General features: G+C 64.3%; 14 protein-coding genes. 7 read left to right on the top strand and 7 right to left on the bottom strand.

What is annotated here, in order from left to right:
• Positions 1–20: 20 nt before the first annotated feature.
• Both accD and ACO07D_RS03360 read right to left on the bottom strand, forming a co-directional pair.
• On the bottom strand, positions 21–962 hold the full coding sequence (accD, locus tag ACO07D_RS03365) for an acetyl-CoA carboxylase, carboxyltransferase subunit beta (RefSeq protein WP_421701540.1): 942 nt from the start codon (positions 960–962) through the stop codon (positions 21–23).
• A 33-nt stretch (positions 963–995) separates the two neighbouring features.
• Complete coding sequence (locus ACO07D_RS03360) at positions 996–1907, bottom strand: CPBP family intramembrane glutamic endopeptidase (protein ID WP_421701539.1); 912 nt, start codon at positions 1905–1907, stop codon at positions 996–998.
• A 117-nt stretch (positions 1908–2024) separates the two neighbouring features.
• Between ACO07D_RS03360 and ACO07D_RS03355 the strand changes: the two genes are divergently transcribed.
• The 6 genes from ACO07D_RS03355 to ACO07D_RS03330 all read left to right on the top strand — a co-directional run bounded on the left by ACO07D_RS03355 (position 2025) and on the right by ACO07D_RS03330 (position 8328).
• Positions 2025–2795 carry a hypothetical protein gene (locus tag ACO07D_RS03355; protein ID WP_421701538.1) on the top strand — a complete coding sequence of 257 codons (771 nt, stop codon included), beginning with the start codon at positions 2025–2027 and terminating at the stop codon, positions 2793–2795.
• A gap of 121 nt (positions 2796–2916) precedes the next feature.
• Positions 2917–3690, top strand: a complete 774-nt coding sequence (locus ACO07D_RS03350; protein ID WP_421701537.1) for a DUF6478 family protein — start codon at positions 2917–2919, stop codon at positions 3688–3690.
• 10 nt (positions 3691–3700) lie between these two features.
• Entirely contained in the window at positions 3701–4081 is a 381-nt protein-coding gene (locus tag ACO07D_RS03345; protein WP_421701536.1) for a hypothetical protein, read from the top strand.
• 217 nt (positions 4082–4298) lie between these two features.
• Positions 4299–6326 (top strand): FAD-dependent oxidoreductase, encoded by a 2028-nt coding sequence (locus ACO07D_RS03340; RefSeq protein WP_421701534.1) that lies wholly within the window; start codon positions 4299–4301, stop codon positions 6324–6326.
• 37 nt (positions 6327–6363) lie between these two features.
• Positions 6364–7275 carry an AEC family transporter gene (locus ACO07D_RS03335; protein ID WP_421701533.1) on the top strand — a complete coding sequence of 304 codons (912 nt, stop codon included), beginning with the start codon at positions 6364–6366 and terminating at the stop codon, positions 7273–7275.
• Between the two features lie 147 nt (positions 7276–7422).
• Positions 7423–8328 (top strand): LysR family transcriptional regulator, encoded by a 906-nt coding sequence (locus ACO07D_RS03330; protein ID WP_421701532.1) that lies wholly within the window; start codon positions 7423–7425, stop codon positions 8326–8328.
• A 145-nt stretch (positions 8329–8473) separates the two neighbouring features.
• On the opposite strand, the gene ACO07D_RS03325 is transcribed toward ACO07D_RS03330, so the two are convergent.
• The 4 genes from ACO07D_RS03325 to ACO07D_RS03310 are packed head-to-tail and all read right to left on the bottom strand — an operon-like array spanning position 8474 to position 11458.
• A complete protein-coding gene (locus ACO07D_RS03325; protein WP_421701531.1) occupies positions 8474–9409 on the bottom strand; it encodes an OmpA family protein in 936 nt (311 codons plus the stop codon).
• A 14-nt stretch (positions 9410–9423) separates the two neighbouring features.
• Entirely contained in the window at positions 9424–9990 is a 567-nt protein-coding gene (locus tag ACO07D_RS03320; RefSeq protein WP_421701529.1) for a peroxidase-related enzyme, read from the bottom strand.
• Positions 9987–10724, bottom strand: a complete 738-nt coding sequence (locus ACO07D_RS03315) for a GNAT family N-acetyltransferase (RefSeq protein ID WP_421701528.1) — start codon at positions 10722–10724, stop codon at positions 9987–9989. Before ACO07D_RS03315 ends, ACO07D_RS03320 begins: the two co-directional genes overlap by 4 nt.
• Positions 10721–11458, bottom strand: a complete 738-nt coding sequence (locus ACO07D_RS03310) for a competence/damage-inducible protein A (protein WP_421701527.1) — start codon at positions 11456–11458, stop codon at positions 10721–10723. Before ACO07D_RS03310 ends, ACO07D_RS03315 begins: the two co-directional genes overlap by 4 nt.
• 128 nt (positions 11459–11586) lie before the next feature.
• On the opposite strand from ACO07D_RS03310, the gene sfsA reads away from it, so the two are divergent.
• Positions 11587–12282: a DNA/RNA nuclease SfsA gene (gene sfsA, locus ACO07D_RS03305; RefSeq protein ID WP_421701526.1), complete on the top strand. Its 696-nt coding sequence runs from the start codon at positions 11587–11589 to the stop codon at positions 12280–12282.
• Positions 12283–12285: 3 nt separating this feature from the next.
• On the opposite strand, the gene ACO07D_RS03300 is transcribed toward sfsA, so the two are convergent.
• Positions 12286–13038 (bottom strand): hypothetical protein, encoded by a 753-nt coding sequence (locus ACO07D_RS03300; protein ID WP_421701525.1) that lies wholly within the window; start codon positions 13036–13038, stop codon positions 12286–12288.
• Positions 13039–13086: the final 48 nt, after the last annotated feature.

Here is a 13086-nt window from a genome sequence, read left to right as displayed (position 1 = left end):
GACGTCAGAGGTCGGCGCGCTCACGCCTTTTCGGCCTTCTCGGCCGGGGCCTCAGCCGCTGCGGGGGCCTCTTCGGCAGCCTCCGGCGCGGGCAGGTCGCCCTTTACCGCGGGCGGCTGGCCGGTCAGCATGCGCAGGATCGTCACCAGCTCGTCCTTCATGTCGCGGCGATGGGTGACGCGGTCCAGCATGCCGTGATCCAGCAGGTATTCGGCGCGTTGGAAGCCCTCGGGCAGTTTCTCGCGAATGGTCTGTTCGATCACGCGCGGGCCCGCGAAACAGATCAGCGCATTGGGTTCGGCGATATGCACGTCGCCCAGCATCGCGTAGGAGGCCGTGACGCCGCCGGTGGTCGGGTGGGTCAGAACGACGATGTAAGGAAGGCCCGCTTCCTTCAGCATCTGCACGGCGACCGTGGTGCGCGGCATCTGCATCAGCGACAGGATGCCCTCCTGCATGCGCGCGCCACCAGCGGCGGAAAACAGCACCAGCGGGCGTTTCGTCTGAACGGCACGTTCGGCGGCGGCGATGATCGCGTTGCCCACATACATGCCCATCGACCCGCCCATGAAGCTGAAATCCTGCGCGGCGGCCACGATGGGCGTGCGCCCGATCTCACCTTCCGCCACCAGCATCGCCTCGCGCTCGCCCGTGCCCTTGCGGGCGGTCTTCATGCGGTCGGGGTATTTCTTCTGGTCCTTGAAGCTCAGCGGGTCATCGACCGGCGCGGGCACCTCGACCTCGGTAAAGATGCCGCCATCAAACAGCGCGCCGAACCGCTCACGCGGGGTGATCGCCATGTGATGGTCGCAACTGGTGCAGACGTTCAGGTTCTCGGCCAGTTCCCGGTGAAACAGCATGGTGCCGCATTCGGTGCACTTGGTCCAAAGGTTCTCGGGCACTTCGCGGCGCGAGAAAAGCGAGTTGATCCGGGGGCGGACGTAGTTGGAAATCCAGTTCATCGCCGAGGTCCTTGGTTGATGTTGGGCAACTACCTAAGCCCCGGCGGGGGGATTTGCAATCACGTGCTGCCGGTTCATCCAACGCCACCAGAGCGCAAACAGCAGGACGCTCAGCCCCGTTGCCACCGCAAAGGACCAGGTGATGTAACCGCTCTGCGGCGTCGCATCGACCGCAAACAGCGTGGCGCCGGCCAGATTTCCCTTCACCCCCAACAGCAGCGCCATCATGTTATTGGCGAAATGCAGCCCGGCGGCGGCGCCCAGATTTCCGGTGCGCAGGGTGACCATGCAGGCAATCACACCCACCACCGTCGTGTTGAGCACGTACATATAGGCGTTCACGTCCCAGACATTCGCATCGAAATGCAGCATCCCGAACAGGGCCGAGGGCAGCACCGCGCAGATCCAGAGCGACCGGAACCGCGCCCTGAGCTGCCCCAGAAGGTAGCCGCGAAAGACCAGTTCTTCGGCGAGGCTCTGCATCAGGACCAGCGCCGCAAAGACCGGCAGCCAGGCCAGCCAGCCCGCCAGCGGGCGGACCTGTGTGATTTCCGGAGCGCCCGGATACAGCAGCTGTTCCAGCCCGGTAACGATCAGGCTGGCCCCGCCCAACACGCCGATCATGGCGACCCCATAGGCAAAATGGCGCAGGTTCAGCCGCAGGCTGGGGCCGAACAGGCTGCGGTATCTGCGCTTGTGCAAAAGCGGCAGCACCAGGGCCAGGCCGATGTGAAAGCCCAGGAACGGCAGGAACATCATCATCGCCGCGCCCGGCGTGTCCGCCTCGGCCATCTGCAGCCGGGTCAGGCCGAAAAACTTGACCGCCGCAACGATCAGCCCGATGGCGACCAGGGCAAAGACCACCCCCGTCAGCACCAGCCCCAGCAGGGTGCGCCAAAGCTGCGGTCGGCCCAGGGCCGGTTGCCAGAACGGCGGCTGTGTCATTCGAAACTCCTGTGTCTTTTCTGCACCTTGGCGGCAATCTGCGGCGCTGTCCAGCGGCGCCAAGACTTGTTTGGTGCCCCGGGCGCGGCTATGCCCACGGGCAGGGAGACGGGTAGAGTGATTTCCGGATGTAAACTGCGGGCGGCGATTTCAGCCGCCATGATCGGCCTGGGCCTCACGGGCTGCGTGGATGGCGGGTTCCTGTCCTCCATGGGCGGCTCTCACGGGGCGCGCGCGCCGAAATCCATGGCGGTGGCAGGCGGTGCGTTGCGGGTAAAGGGCCCCGAGGGCTATTGCGTCGACGCGGGTGCCAGCCGGGCAGGGGAGGCGGACGGTTTCGTGCTTCTGGGCTCCTGTCGCGCCATCTCGCATCACCCGCGTGACGCCCATCCGGACCGGCCCATGGTCATGACCGTCGCCGTTTCGGCCAAACCGGGTGAAGCCCCCACCGACCTTGCCGCGCTCGAAGCCCATCTGCGGTCCGAGGCCGGGCGCCAGGCGCTCAGCCGCATGGGCGAGGCGAGCACCGTCACCATTACCCGGGCCGAACAGGGCGACGGCGTGCTCTACCTGCGCATCACCGATGACAGCCCCAACCCGATGGGGGCCATGGCCGATGATCACTGGCGCGCTTTCCTGGATCTGCGTGGCACAATGGTCTCGGTCACCGTGACCGCCCTGGCCAGTCAGCCGGTTGATCAGGACAAGGCCCTGATCCAGGCCCAACAGGCCGTTGCCGCCCTGCAAACGGCCAATCCCGAGGCCGGAAAAGGCGCCAGCATCGCCCTGGCCGGGCTGGCAGATCGTTTCCGTGGTGGCAACAATTCCGTCGCGCGGGATGTCGAAATACCTGCCCCCGCTGCCGCCACCCGCCCCGCAGCGCGTTGATTTCGGCAGGGATTTTCCCGCGTATCGCGTGAATTCTTAATTCAATCGCAGGGAAAAACGCTCTAAGACTGGAAACAATCGAATCCTCAATCGGATTTCTGGGCACAGGTACGGGCAAGCCATGGCGAACGGCGTAAACGGCATTCTGGATCGCATCCTGCACAAGCGGGGCATGCGCCGTTGGGGTGCCGTGGCGGATCGCGCGGCCTCGCTGGACCTGGCCTCGCTGCGCCTGCTGCGTGCCCGCGCCCGGGGGCTGCGCCGCCAGCTCGATCGGCTGCTTTACATTGCTGATGGGCGCCTGACCCTGCCGCTGATCGGCTCCAACGCCTTCCAGAAACCGCTGCATTCCGACTGGGGCTGGCGCCCGCAGCTCTGGCGCGGCCCGATCTCGCCCCCTGGCGCTTCGGCGGTCGAGACCAAGGCGATGTTCGGCGACGAAGTCACGCTGTTTCACGACTGCCACATCTCGGAGCTGACCGTGCGCCAGCTGCGCAATACCCGCGAACAGGACCTCGCCCCCTTCGGGCTGCGCATGGATGTGTTCCGCTTCGACGGCTCCTTCCTGTCCCTGGTGATCGACCTGCCGCCGGAGGCCGTGGCGGGGCTGAAACGCAAGCACCTGGTGCGCCTTTCCACCGTGGTCGAGCTGGAAAAACCGCTGGAGATCTTCGCGCGGCTCAACATCAAACACGGGCCCAACACCGAACAGCTGGTGCGCGAACTGCCGCTGCATGAGGATGAGGTCATGGTCGAGTTCGACCTGGCCTATACCAAGATGAACGAAAAACGCGTCGAACGCGCTTGGGTCGATCTGATCTTCGAAAATCCGGAGATGAGCCAGGTCGTGCTGCGCGACGTGACATTCAGCCGCCGCCCCCGTGCGGACGTGTGAGGAGGGGACCATGGCCACCGAACTGACCCTGACCAAGACCCGCATCCAGGCCGGCATCTGGGAAGGTGTGTTGACCGTCGACGGCGATCGCATCCAGCCGCAGGTCGAGGTCAGCCACCAGGCCCAGACCCTCGACGGGGTCGAGGTCTCGGAAGACCCGGAATGGCCCGGCCGCTTCGTGCTGCGCGTCCCGATCCCGCCCGAGGTGCTCTATGACGGGGTGCAGAGCTTTGTCATTTCCGAGACTGTGACCGGCGAGAAACTGGACAGTTTCACCATTGTCACCGGCCAGCCGCTGGAAGATGACGTTCGCGCTGAAATGGCGCTCTTGCGCGAAGAGCTCGACATGCTCAAACGCGCCTTCCGTCGCCATTGTCTGGAGACGACCTGAGCGGCGGATCGGGCAGAGGTCCTGACCTTTAAAGATGTTAAAGTCATGCCCTTTCGAGGGGGTGAAACTTTAAAGTTTGGGGCGGCGGCCCCTTTAAACTTCTTAAACATTCCGCGACGCGACGTTCTTTACGTCAACGTCACCTTCTTGACGCGGCGTTCCGCGTGACAAGCCCCCCGGCCCCGCGCAACATCGCCCGAAGATCAAGGAGGCCGCCATGACCAGCTACCCGAAAATGCTCGCCCCGCTCGACCTGGGCTTTACCACGTTGAAAAACAGGGTCCTGATGGGGTCAATGCACACAGGGCTGGAGGAGCGCGGCGACTGGAATCGCGTGGCCGAATTCTACGCCGCCCGCGCCCGCGGCGGGGCCGGGTTGATCGTCACCGGCGGCATGGCCCCGAACCGCGAAGGCGGCGTTTTCCCCGGCGCTGCGGGCCTGTTTTCCGACGAAGACATCGCCAATCACAAGTCGGTCACGGACCGGGTTCACGACGCCGGTGGCAAGATCGCGATGCAGATCCTGCACGCTGGTCGCTATGCCTATGGGCCGGAGTGTGTGTCGGCGAGCCCGGTGAAATCGCCCATTTCCCCCTTTCCACCGAAAGAGCTGGACGAGGAGGGAATTGATAAACAAATCAAGGACTTCGCCACCTCTGCCGCACGCGCCAAACGGGCTGGATATGATGGCGTCGAGGTGATGGGGTCGGAAGGATATTTCCTCAACCAGTTTCTGGTGACCCATACCAACAAGCGTGAGGACGGCTGGGGCGGCAGCTATGAAAACCGCATGCGCCTGCCCATCGCCGTGGTCCGCGCGGTGCGCGAGGCGGTTGGTCCCGACTTCATCATCATCTACCGCCTGTCGATGATTGACCTAGTGCCCAATGGCTCGAGTTTCGACGAGGTGATTCAGCTGGCAAAAGAGATTGAGGCGGCAGGCGCCACCATCCTCAACACCGGCATCGGCTGGCACGAGGCGCGCATTCCGACCATCGCCACCTCTGTGCCCCGCGCGGCGTTCACCTGGGTGACCAAGAAACTGATGGGGCATGTGTCAATCCCCGTCATTACGTCGAACCGGATCAACCATCCGGAAGTGGCTGAAAACGTTCTGGAATCCGGTTGCGCCGACATGGTGTCCATGGCGCGCCCCTTCCTGGCGGATGCGGATTTCGTCGCCAAGGCCGAACAGGGCCGGGCGGATGAAATCGCGCCCTGCATTGCCTGCAATCAGGCCTGTCTGGACCACACATTCGGCGGTAAGATTTCGACCTGCCTGGTCAATCCGCGTGCCTGTTACGAGACAGATCTTGCCTGGCAACCCGCTGAAAAACCGAAGAAAGTTGCCATCGTTGGCGCCGGGCCCGCTGGCATGTCCACTGCCTTGGTGGCGGATGAGCGCGGCCATGAGGTGACCCTCTTTGACCGGGCCGATGAGATCGGCGGGCAGCTCAACATGGCCAAACAGGTGCCGGGCAAGGAGGAGTTCTGGGGCCTCGTCGATTGGTATCGCACCATGTTGGCCAAATCCGGCGTGACCCAGCGTCTGAACACCGAGGTCACGGCCGACGATCTGGACGGGTTCGACGAGGTGGTCATCGCCACCGGTGTCACCCCGCGTGATCCGGAGATCGCCGGGCAGGACCGCGATAACGTGTTGACCTACATAGATGTTTTGCGCGGGAAAGCCCCGGTGGGAGACCGCGTTGCAATCATCGGTGCGGGCGGGATCGGCTTCGATGTGGCGGAGTATCTGACTCAGAAGGGCGACAGCCCGACCGAAAATCTGGACGAATGGCTGGCCGAATGGGGCGTGGCTGACCCCGCCGAACAACGCGGCGGACTGGCCCCCGAAGGCCCGCAGCCCGAGGCCCCTGCGCGCCATGCGGTGCTGATGCAGCGCAAGGCCAAGGCGCTGGGCAAGGGGCTGGGCAAGACCACCGGCTGGATCCACCGCGCCACCCTGAAGATGAAGCAGGTCGAGATGGTCGGCGGCGTCAACTACGAACGCATTGATGACCAGGGCCTGCATGTGTCCTCTGGTGAAGCGCGCGAGAACCCGCGCGTTGTGGAATGTGATACGGTGGTGCTCTGCGCGGGACAGGTCAGCGACCGCAGCCTGGCCGACGCGTTGGTGGCCAAGGGGATCAACCCCCACGTGATCGGCGGCGCCGACGTGGCCGCCGAGCTGGACGCCAAACGCGCGATCAATCAGGGCACCCGGCTGGCCGCCGAGCTGTAACGCTTGCGCCGAAACGGCGCGCGCGCTACGCGGGCTTATGGTGTTTGTGACAATCCTTCTGGGGCTTCTGCCCTCGTTCCTGATGGTTGGCCTTGGCGGGCTGGTGCGCAAGCGTCTGTCGGCCAACGCCTGGCAAGGGCTGGACAAGCTCAACTTCGAGATCCTGTTTCCGGCGCTGATTTTCGTGGCGGCCTCATCACGACCCATCGCGCTTTCGGATATGGCGCGGATCGGGCCGATGGTCTGGGCGGTGCTGGGGCTGGGATTTACGCTGGGCTGGCTCACACGGCGGGTGGGGCCCGTGCGTTTCCTGGACTTCGCCGGGGCCTGGCAGACCGCCTGGCGTTTCAATACAGCGCTGGCCTTTGTCGCCATTGTAACCCTGCCGGGGGCGGATGTGGGGCAGCTGGCTGTGGCGGTGGGCATGGCCATTCCGGTCGCCAATATTCTGGCGGTGTCCGCCCTGTCGCGTGGCCAGGCCATGGGGCTGGGCGCGACGCTGAAGAAGGTCGCGCTGAACCCGTTCCTGCTGGCCTCGGTCGGGGGGGTGATCGTCGGCCTGTCCGGTTTCACGATCCCCGGACCGGTCATGGCGCCGCTGGAGATGCTGTCCAAGGCGGCCATCCCGATTGCCCTCTTGTCGATCGGAGCCACCATGAACTGGAGGGCGCTTGCGCGGCTTGACCGCTTCATGGGCGCCCTTAATGCCATTCGCCTGCTGATCCTGCCCGCTTTGACGTTTGCCGCCTGCCTGATGCTGGGCCTTTCCGGCTCGCTTGCGCAGGTCATGGTGCTGTTTGCAGCCCTTCCCACGGCGTCGGCCGCCCATGTTCTTGCCGCCGGTTTCGGAGCGGATCGTGAGCTGGTGGCGACGCTGATTGCACAGATGACGCTGCTGGCTGCCGTCACGCTGCCCCTGTGGATTACTGCTGCTACCCTGGCGTTTTGACCCCGGAAACAGAGCGTTCCCCTGTTTCCCGGCACAGAACGATCCGAGGATTACCCCGGTATTGTCGGCATCCTTCCACAGTCCTGCCCCAATTGCCCGCGATACACACTCTACCGAGGGGCCAAGACTGTAGTAGAAAGACAAGACATGGATCGTTTGACTGAAATGGAAGCCTTTGCGACGGTCGTGGACCAGGGCGGCTTCACCGATGCTGCCAAGAAGATGGGTATTTCCAAATCCGCCGTTTCCAAACACGTTTCCTCGCTGGAGGCCCGCCTTGGTGCGCGGCTTTTGAACCGCACCACCCGCCGCGTGAGCCCGACCGAGATCGGCCTGGCCTATTATGACCGTGCCCGCCGGGTGCTGAACGATGCGGGCGAGGCGGACAGCCTTGTGACCTCGATGCAGTCGGCCCCCTCCGGCCTGTTGCGCATCAGTGTCGCCACCGATTTCGGCGTGAACCACCTGAGCCCGATCCTGGGCGAATTCCTGCAGGAATTCCCGGACATTACGGTGAACATGGTGCTGAACAACCGCTATGTGGAGTTGATTTCCGAAGGCTTCGACATGGCCATTCGCGTGGGTGAGTTGGAAGACAGCTCCCTGCGTGCCCGCAAGCTGACTGAGACCACCCGCCGCATGGTCGGGTCGCCCAACTATTTCCAGAAATACGGCCGTCCGATGCGCATCGACGACCTGAATGAACACAAGCTGCTGCACTATTCGAGCCAGAGCTCGGGCAATGTGTGGAAAGTGCCTGCGCCCTCGGGCGAGGTGCGCCAGGTGCGGACTGCCGGTTGGCTGTCGGTCAATGACGGGCAAAGCCTGCTGAACGCCGCGATTGCCGGGCTCGGCATCGCCTACCTGCCCAGTTTCCTTTACGCCGATGCGATGGAGCAGGGGCTGATCGAGGACGCGATCCCGGACCTGCCGGAAGATCGCCAGGGCATCTACGCGGTCTACCCGCCGGGCCGCTTCACCCAGCCCAAGGTGCGCGCTTTCATCGACTTCCTGGTGCATGCCTTCGCCGACAAGGGCCCGAACACCTGGTAATTACCTGATCCTACAGTCTTGGGAACGACTGGGTGCCCTCCTGCGCGGAGTGGCACCCTTTTTTGTTGTCTGCCTGCTCGGCGTGATCACACGTAGAGGAAAGCGATTTCCTTGAAGCTTCGTCCGGAGTTTTCGAAAATTCCGGCTACTCCGTCGTGGTCAGCACGACCTCGACCCGGCGGTTGGCTTCGCGGCCTTCCTCGGTTTGGTTCGAGGCGACCGGGGACAGGAAGCCGACCCCGTCAGCAGCCACCTGCTCCGGCGCGACGCCATAGCGGTCGATCAGGGCCTGGCGCACCGATCCTGCGCGTTTTCGGGACAGGGCGATGTTGTTTTCCAGGCTGCCCACCGCGTCCGTGTGACCCACTAGGGTCACGCGTTTTGTGGGGTTGGCGGCGAGGTAGCCCGCCAAGTTGGTGAGTGATGGGAAATCAGCGTCCCCCAGCGCGGAAGACCCGGTCTGGAACACGAGGTCCGACAGCACCGCGTAGCCCGCCTGTTCCATCTGGATGCCGATCGCTGTGGTTGGGCCCTCATCCCCAGGGGAGGGGAAACTTACAAGCGGGGTGCTTGCGTTCATGTCCGAGGCCGTGGTCACCGGCGGGATATCTTCGGCAGGACCCACGCGCAGGATCTGGACATAGCCTGCGCCGGGGCTGCGGCTGACCAGAAGGGCGATGTGGCTGGCCCCGTTGCTGGCGGCCAGGTAGCGGTAGTCGCCCAGGTCCACGTGCATGGTCGGTTCGCCAAAGACCAGCGTGGCAAAGCGGAAGTCGAAACCGCCGCAGGTGACCTCCTGACAATCGAAACGGATACGCCAACCTTCGTCGCTGAGCTGGGTGCGTAACAGCTCCATCAGTTGCGCCGTGGTCAGCCCCGTGCCGGGCAGGCGCCAGGCCTGGCGGATCACCGCTCCGTTGACGGATCGGGTTGGCACGGTGCCATCGACGAAGGGGCCAGTGGCAATGGCAAGGCTGCCGCGTCGGGCGTTGTCCTCGCCGGTCATGACCGCCCCCGCCGGCAGGTCCAGCGCAAGGGCCGGGCCGGTCAGAAGCAGCGATATGACGGCGGGACGGAGCATCAGCGGGCCTCCTATTACCGAGCCTGTGCGTGGTAATCGGGGTTGGGCTCCATCCCTACGGCTGACGCCATGCGGTTGGACATCGAAAAGAAGCCGACCGTGGCGGCGATGTCCCAGATGTCTCGGTCGCTGAACCCTTCGTCGCGCAGGGCCTGGCGGTCGGCTGCGCTGGTCTCGCTTGAGGCTTTCGCGACCTTCTCGGAGAAGGCCAGCATGGCGGTCTGGCGGGCGTCCAGGGGGGCTGCGCGCCAGTTCATCACCATCGCCTCGCCCAGGGCCGGGTTTCCCGACAACTCGCGCACGGCGGCGCCATGGGCGACCTGGCAGTACCAGCAATTGTTGATCGAACTGACCACAACCGCGATCATCTCGCGTTCCAGTTTGCTCAGGCCGCTGTCGCCCAGCATCAGCTCGTTATACATCGCCATGAAGGGGCGCAGCTTTTCCATGTCGAAGGCATAGGCCTTCAGTACATTGGGCACGAGCCCCAGCTTTTCCTCGCAGATGGCAAAATACTTGGCGATGTCCTCGGGCAGAGGGTCGACCATCTCCAGGTCCAGTTTCGTGACGCGCTCGCTCATTCCAGTCCTCCCTTGATGCGATAGTGGTAGTGACCCACCAATTGCATGCCAAGGGAAGCGTAGAGGGGGTTTGCGGCCAAATTCCCCTGCGTCACGATCAGGCTGAGCACCTTGGCGCCCTGGGCCTGGGCCCAATGGGCGGCGGTCAGGATCATGTGGCGCCCGGTGCCCATGCGGCGCAGTTTCGGGTCCACGTGCAGGGCGTGGATCATCGCGATATCGTCGTGGATGGCGACGAACCCGGCGCCTGCGGGGGTGTCATCGGTGCGGCCCAGCAGGCCGGTTTTCGGTTCACAGGCCCGATCCATCACCGCGCGGCGCTGGACGTGGATACCGCCCTGTTCCCACAGCTCGGTCATGATGTTCAGGGGCGGCCAGACCGCAAAGCCTGACACGGGCGGGGCGGTTTCGCGGGTGATCTGGTCCACCGCCACGGCCCAGATGTTGACTGGGTCGATAATGTCATAGCCATGGGCCTCCAGCATCTTGTCCAGCGGCTCGTCGCCCGGGCGGATCTGGAACAACAGGGGCTGACCCAGGTCGGCCATCGCCTCTTCGGCCTGTTTCACGTCCGCTTCGGTGGTCGGGAAGTTCTCGGTCGTGGCCGAGGCGCGCTTGCCGCCCCCCGCGCCGTCACGCACGGTCCAGGCGCCTTTCAGCTCGCGTTTGGCCGGCGGCCAGGTGGCCTCGCAGACCTCCATCAGGGTTTCGACCGAGGGCAGGGGGGTGATCATGTGTCCTCCGGGAAGAGCTGAGAGAGCGCGGTCATGGCGGCATCCACACGGGCGGCGTTCACGCCACGAATGATGATGTCCGCGCCGTAAGCGCCGTTGAGTTGGAACGGGTAGGAGCCGATCGACAGGTCGTCGAACTCCTGGGCCAGTTCGCGCAGGGGGCCGGCAATGTCGCCCTCGCCGCGCTGCACGCGCAGGCTTTGCGACAGAAGAGGTGCGCCACCGGTCAGCCCCGGCAGAACGCTGGCCACCATCGCCTGGAACACGGAAGGAACACCCGCCATGACATGCACGTTGCGGATGGTAAAACCTGGCGCGATGGAGACCGGGTTGTCGATCAGCGTGGCCGTGTCCGGGATGCGCGCCATGCGCTGGCGGGCTTCGTTGAACTCGCGGCCCGAGGCGGCATAGTGGTCGCCCAGCAGCTTCGCCGCATCCGCGCGCACGTCGATGTGGTCACCAAAGGCCTCGGCCACGCAATCGGCGGTGATGTCGTCATGGGTCGGGCCGATGCCACCGGAGGTAAAGACATGGGTATAGGCGGTCGACAGGGCGCGCACGGCTGCCACGATGGCGGGCGCGTCGTCCGAGACCACGCGCACCTCTTTCAGGTCGATGCCTGCGGCGGTCAATTCGCCCGCCAGGTAATGCATGTTGGCGTCCCGGGTCCGGCCCGACAGGATCTCGTCCCCGATGACCAGCATGGCGGCGGTAGGGTTCTGCGTGTCACCCATGTCTCGACCCTCTGTGTGCCCCGCGTGGATGTCCGTTTTCTGCGAAGAAAACGGTCCGGAATTTTCGAAAATTCCGGCCAGGCCCGCGAGGGCTGTTTCTTTCCTTAATCCCGGTATATGCCTCAGACATGCGATTTCCCACCCCCCTTGTCCCCGCCGTGCTGATCCGTCGCTACAAGCGTTTCCTGGCCGATTGTCGGTTGGAGGACGGGCGTGAGGTGACCGCCCATTGCGCCAATCCGGGCTCCATGATGGGGCTGAAGGACGAGGGAATACGCATCTGGCTGGAGCCCAATGACGACCCCAAGAAGAAGCTGAAATACGGCTGGCGGCTGGTCGAACACGCGGACGGTCATTTCACCGGCGTGGACACGTCTGTGCCCAACCGCGCGCTGCGCATGGCGCTGGAGGCAGGCGAGGTGCCGGAGCTGGTGGCGCCTTCCGTTCGGGCCGAAATCAAATACGGTGAGAACTCGCGTATCGACTTTCTGCTGACCGGCGACGGGCCGGAGTGTTATGTCGAGGTCAAGTCGGTCACGCTCTGCCGCACACCGGGTCTGGCAGAGTTCCCGGACAGCGTGACCGCGCGGGGTGCCAAGCACATGGGCGAGCTGGCCGAGATGGCCCGCCAGGGCCACCGTGCCGTGGTCTTCTTCCTGGTGCAACGTACCGATTGCACCCACGTGGATATCGCCCGCGACATTGACCCGACCTATGCGCAGGCCTTTGATGCGGCGCGCGCCGCCGGGGTCGAGGTGATCGCCTATGACACGCGGATCACCCCGGAAGGTGTCTGGCTGGGGCAGCGGCTGCCGGTGGCATAAGGCTCAAGCCGCCTGGGTCGTTGCAAACAGCTGATCCGGATCCAGTTTCGAGGCCGGGATTGCGCATTCCATCACGATCTTTGCCATCAGCCCGGCGTCCAGGTGGCCCTTGGCCTGACACATGATGTCACAGGCCGCCATGGCCAGGGCCAGAGTGTGTTGCTGTGGCGGCAGATCATAACGGCTCAGGATCGGAAAGACCTGCGGATAAAGGACCCTGGCGAAATCCACTGGCGAATTGCCCGGCATGTGTTCGGGCGGCAGGCGCGGCACGGCGAAGGCGTCGGTGCCGCCGACGCTGGCGGTGTGCTGGAAGATCTCAGCCAGGTCCGGCAACTCGCCGCCCATGTCCTGCGCCCGGCCGACAACCAGCGACCAGAGGGAATAGGCGTCCTCGGCCACATAGTGGTTGATCCGGTTGCCGAACCACAGTTTCTCGCCCCGCCCGGTGGTCAGGATCATCACGTCGGGTATCTCAGCTTTCTGCTTGCCGGATTTGACCGCGGTCGCGACCTCGACCACGGCGGCAAAACCCGCCAGCGACCCGAGCGCACCCAGCATGGTTTCAATGAGCAGACCGCGTTCGTCCTTCAGCCATTCGGACAGGGTCGCCACGATATCCATCTGCGTGATATGAGCGCGCAAGAGCGGGTTTTCGCGTTCTTGTTCGGCAATCGTGCGTTTCATCGCCTCGACGCCGGGGCTGCCCCCCGGCGTGGGCTGCGGTTCCGGTTTCTTTTTCTTGCGGAAAAACATGGCCTGTCCTCATTCGTTACACCTCAACCATGGCGAGAGATTGTGACA

The organism is Aliiroseovarius sp. (genome assembly GCF_965228805.1).
Taxonomy (GTDB): domain Bacteria; phylum Pseudomonadota; class Alphaproteobacteria; order Rhodobacterales; family Rhodobacteraceae; genus JASBTN01.
The sequence above is the reverse complement of the archived record's forward strand: the minus strand, read 5'-3'. Positions and strand labels throughout refer to the sequence as shown.

What these genes read in the sequence shown, in the direction of transcription:
- ACO07D_RS03330 (WP_421701532.1), top strand. Translation starts at nt 7,423, where the DNA reads ATGGATCGTTTGACTGAAATGGAAGCCTTTGCGACGGTCGTGGACCAG.
- accD (WP_421701540.1), bottom strand. Translation starts at nt 962, where the DNA reads ATGAACTGGATTTCCAACTACGTCCGCCCCCGGATCAACTCGCTTTTC.
- ACO07D_RS03325 (WP_421701531.1), bottom strand. Translation starts at nt 9,409, where the DNA reads ATGCTCCGTCCCGCCGTCATATCGCTGCTTCTGACCGGCCCGGCCCTT.
- ACO07D_RS03335 (WP_421701533.1), top strand. Translation starts at nt 6,364, where the DNA reads ATGGTGTTTGTGACAATCCTTCTGGGGCTTCTGCCCTCGTTCCTGATG.
- sfsA (WP_421701526.1), top strand. Translation starts at nt 11,587, where the DNA reads ATGCGATTTCCCACCCCCCTTGTCCCCGCCGTGCTGATCCGTCGCTAC.
- ACO07D_RS03340 (WP_421701534.1), top strand. Translation starts at nt 4,299, where the DNA reads ATGACCAGCTACCCGAAAATGCTCGCCCCGCTCGACCTGGGCTTTACC.
- ACO07D_RS03360 (WP_421701539.1), bottom strand. Translation starts at nt 1,907, where the DNA reads ATGACACAGCCGCCGTTCTGGCAACCGGCCCTGGGCCGACCGCAGCTT.
- ACO07D_RS03315 (WP_421701528.1), bottom strand. Translation starts at nt 10,724, where the DNA reads ATGATCACCCCCCTGCCCTCGGTCGAAACCCTGATGGAGGTCTGCGAG.
- ACO07D_RS03345 (WP_421701536.1), top strand. Translation starts at nt 3,701, where the DNA reads ATGGCCACCGAACTGACCCTGACCAAGACCCGCATCCAGGCCGGCATC.
- ACO07D_RS03300 (WP_421701525.1), bottom strand. Translation starts at nt 13,038, where the DNA reads ATGTTTTTCCGCAAGAAAAAGAAACCGGAACCGCAGCCCACGCCGGGG.
- ACO07D_RS03310 (WP_421701527.1), bottom strand. Translation starts at nt 11,458, where the DNA reads ATGGGTGACACGCAGAACCCTACCGCCGCCATGCTGGTCATCGGGGAC.
- ACO07D_RS03320 (WP_421701529.1), bottom strand. Translation starts at nt 9,990, where the DNA reads ATGAGCGAGCGCGTCACGAAACTGGACCTGGAGATGGTCGACCCTCTG.
- ACO07D_RS03350 (WP_421701537.1), top strand. Translation starts at nt 2,917, where the DNA reads ATGGCGAACGGCGTAAACGGCATTCTGGATCGCATCCTGCACAAGCGG.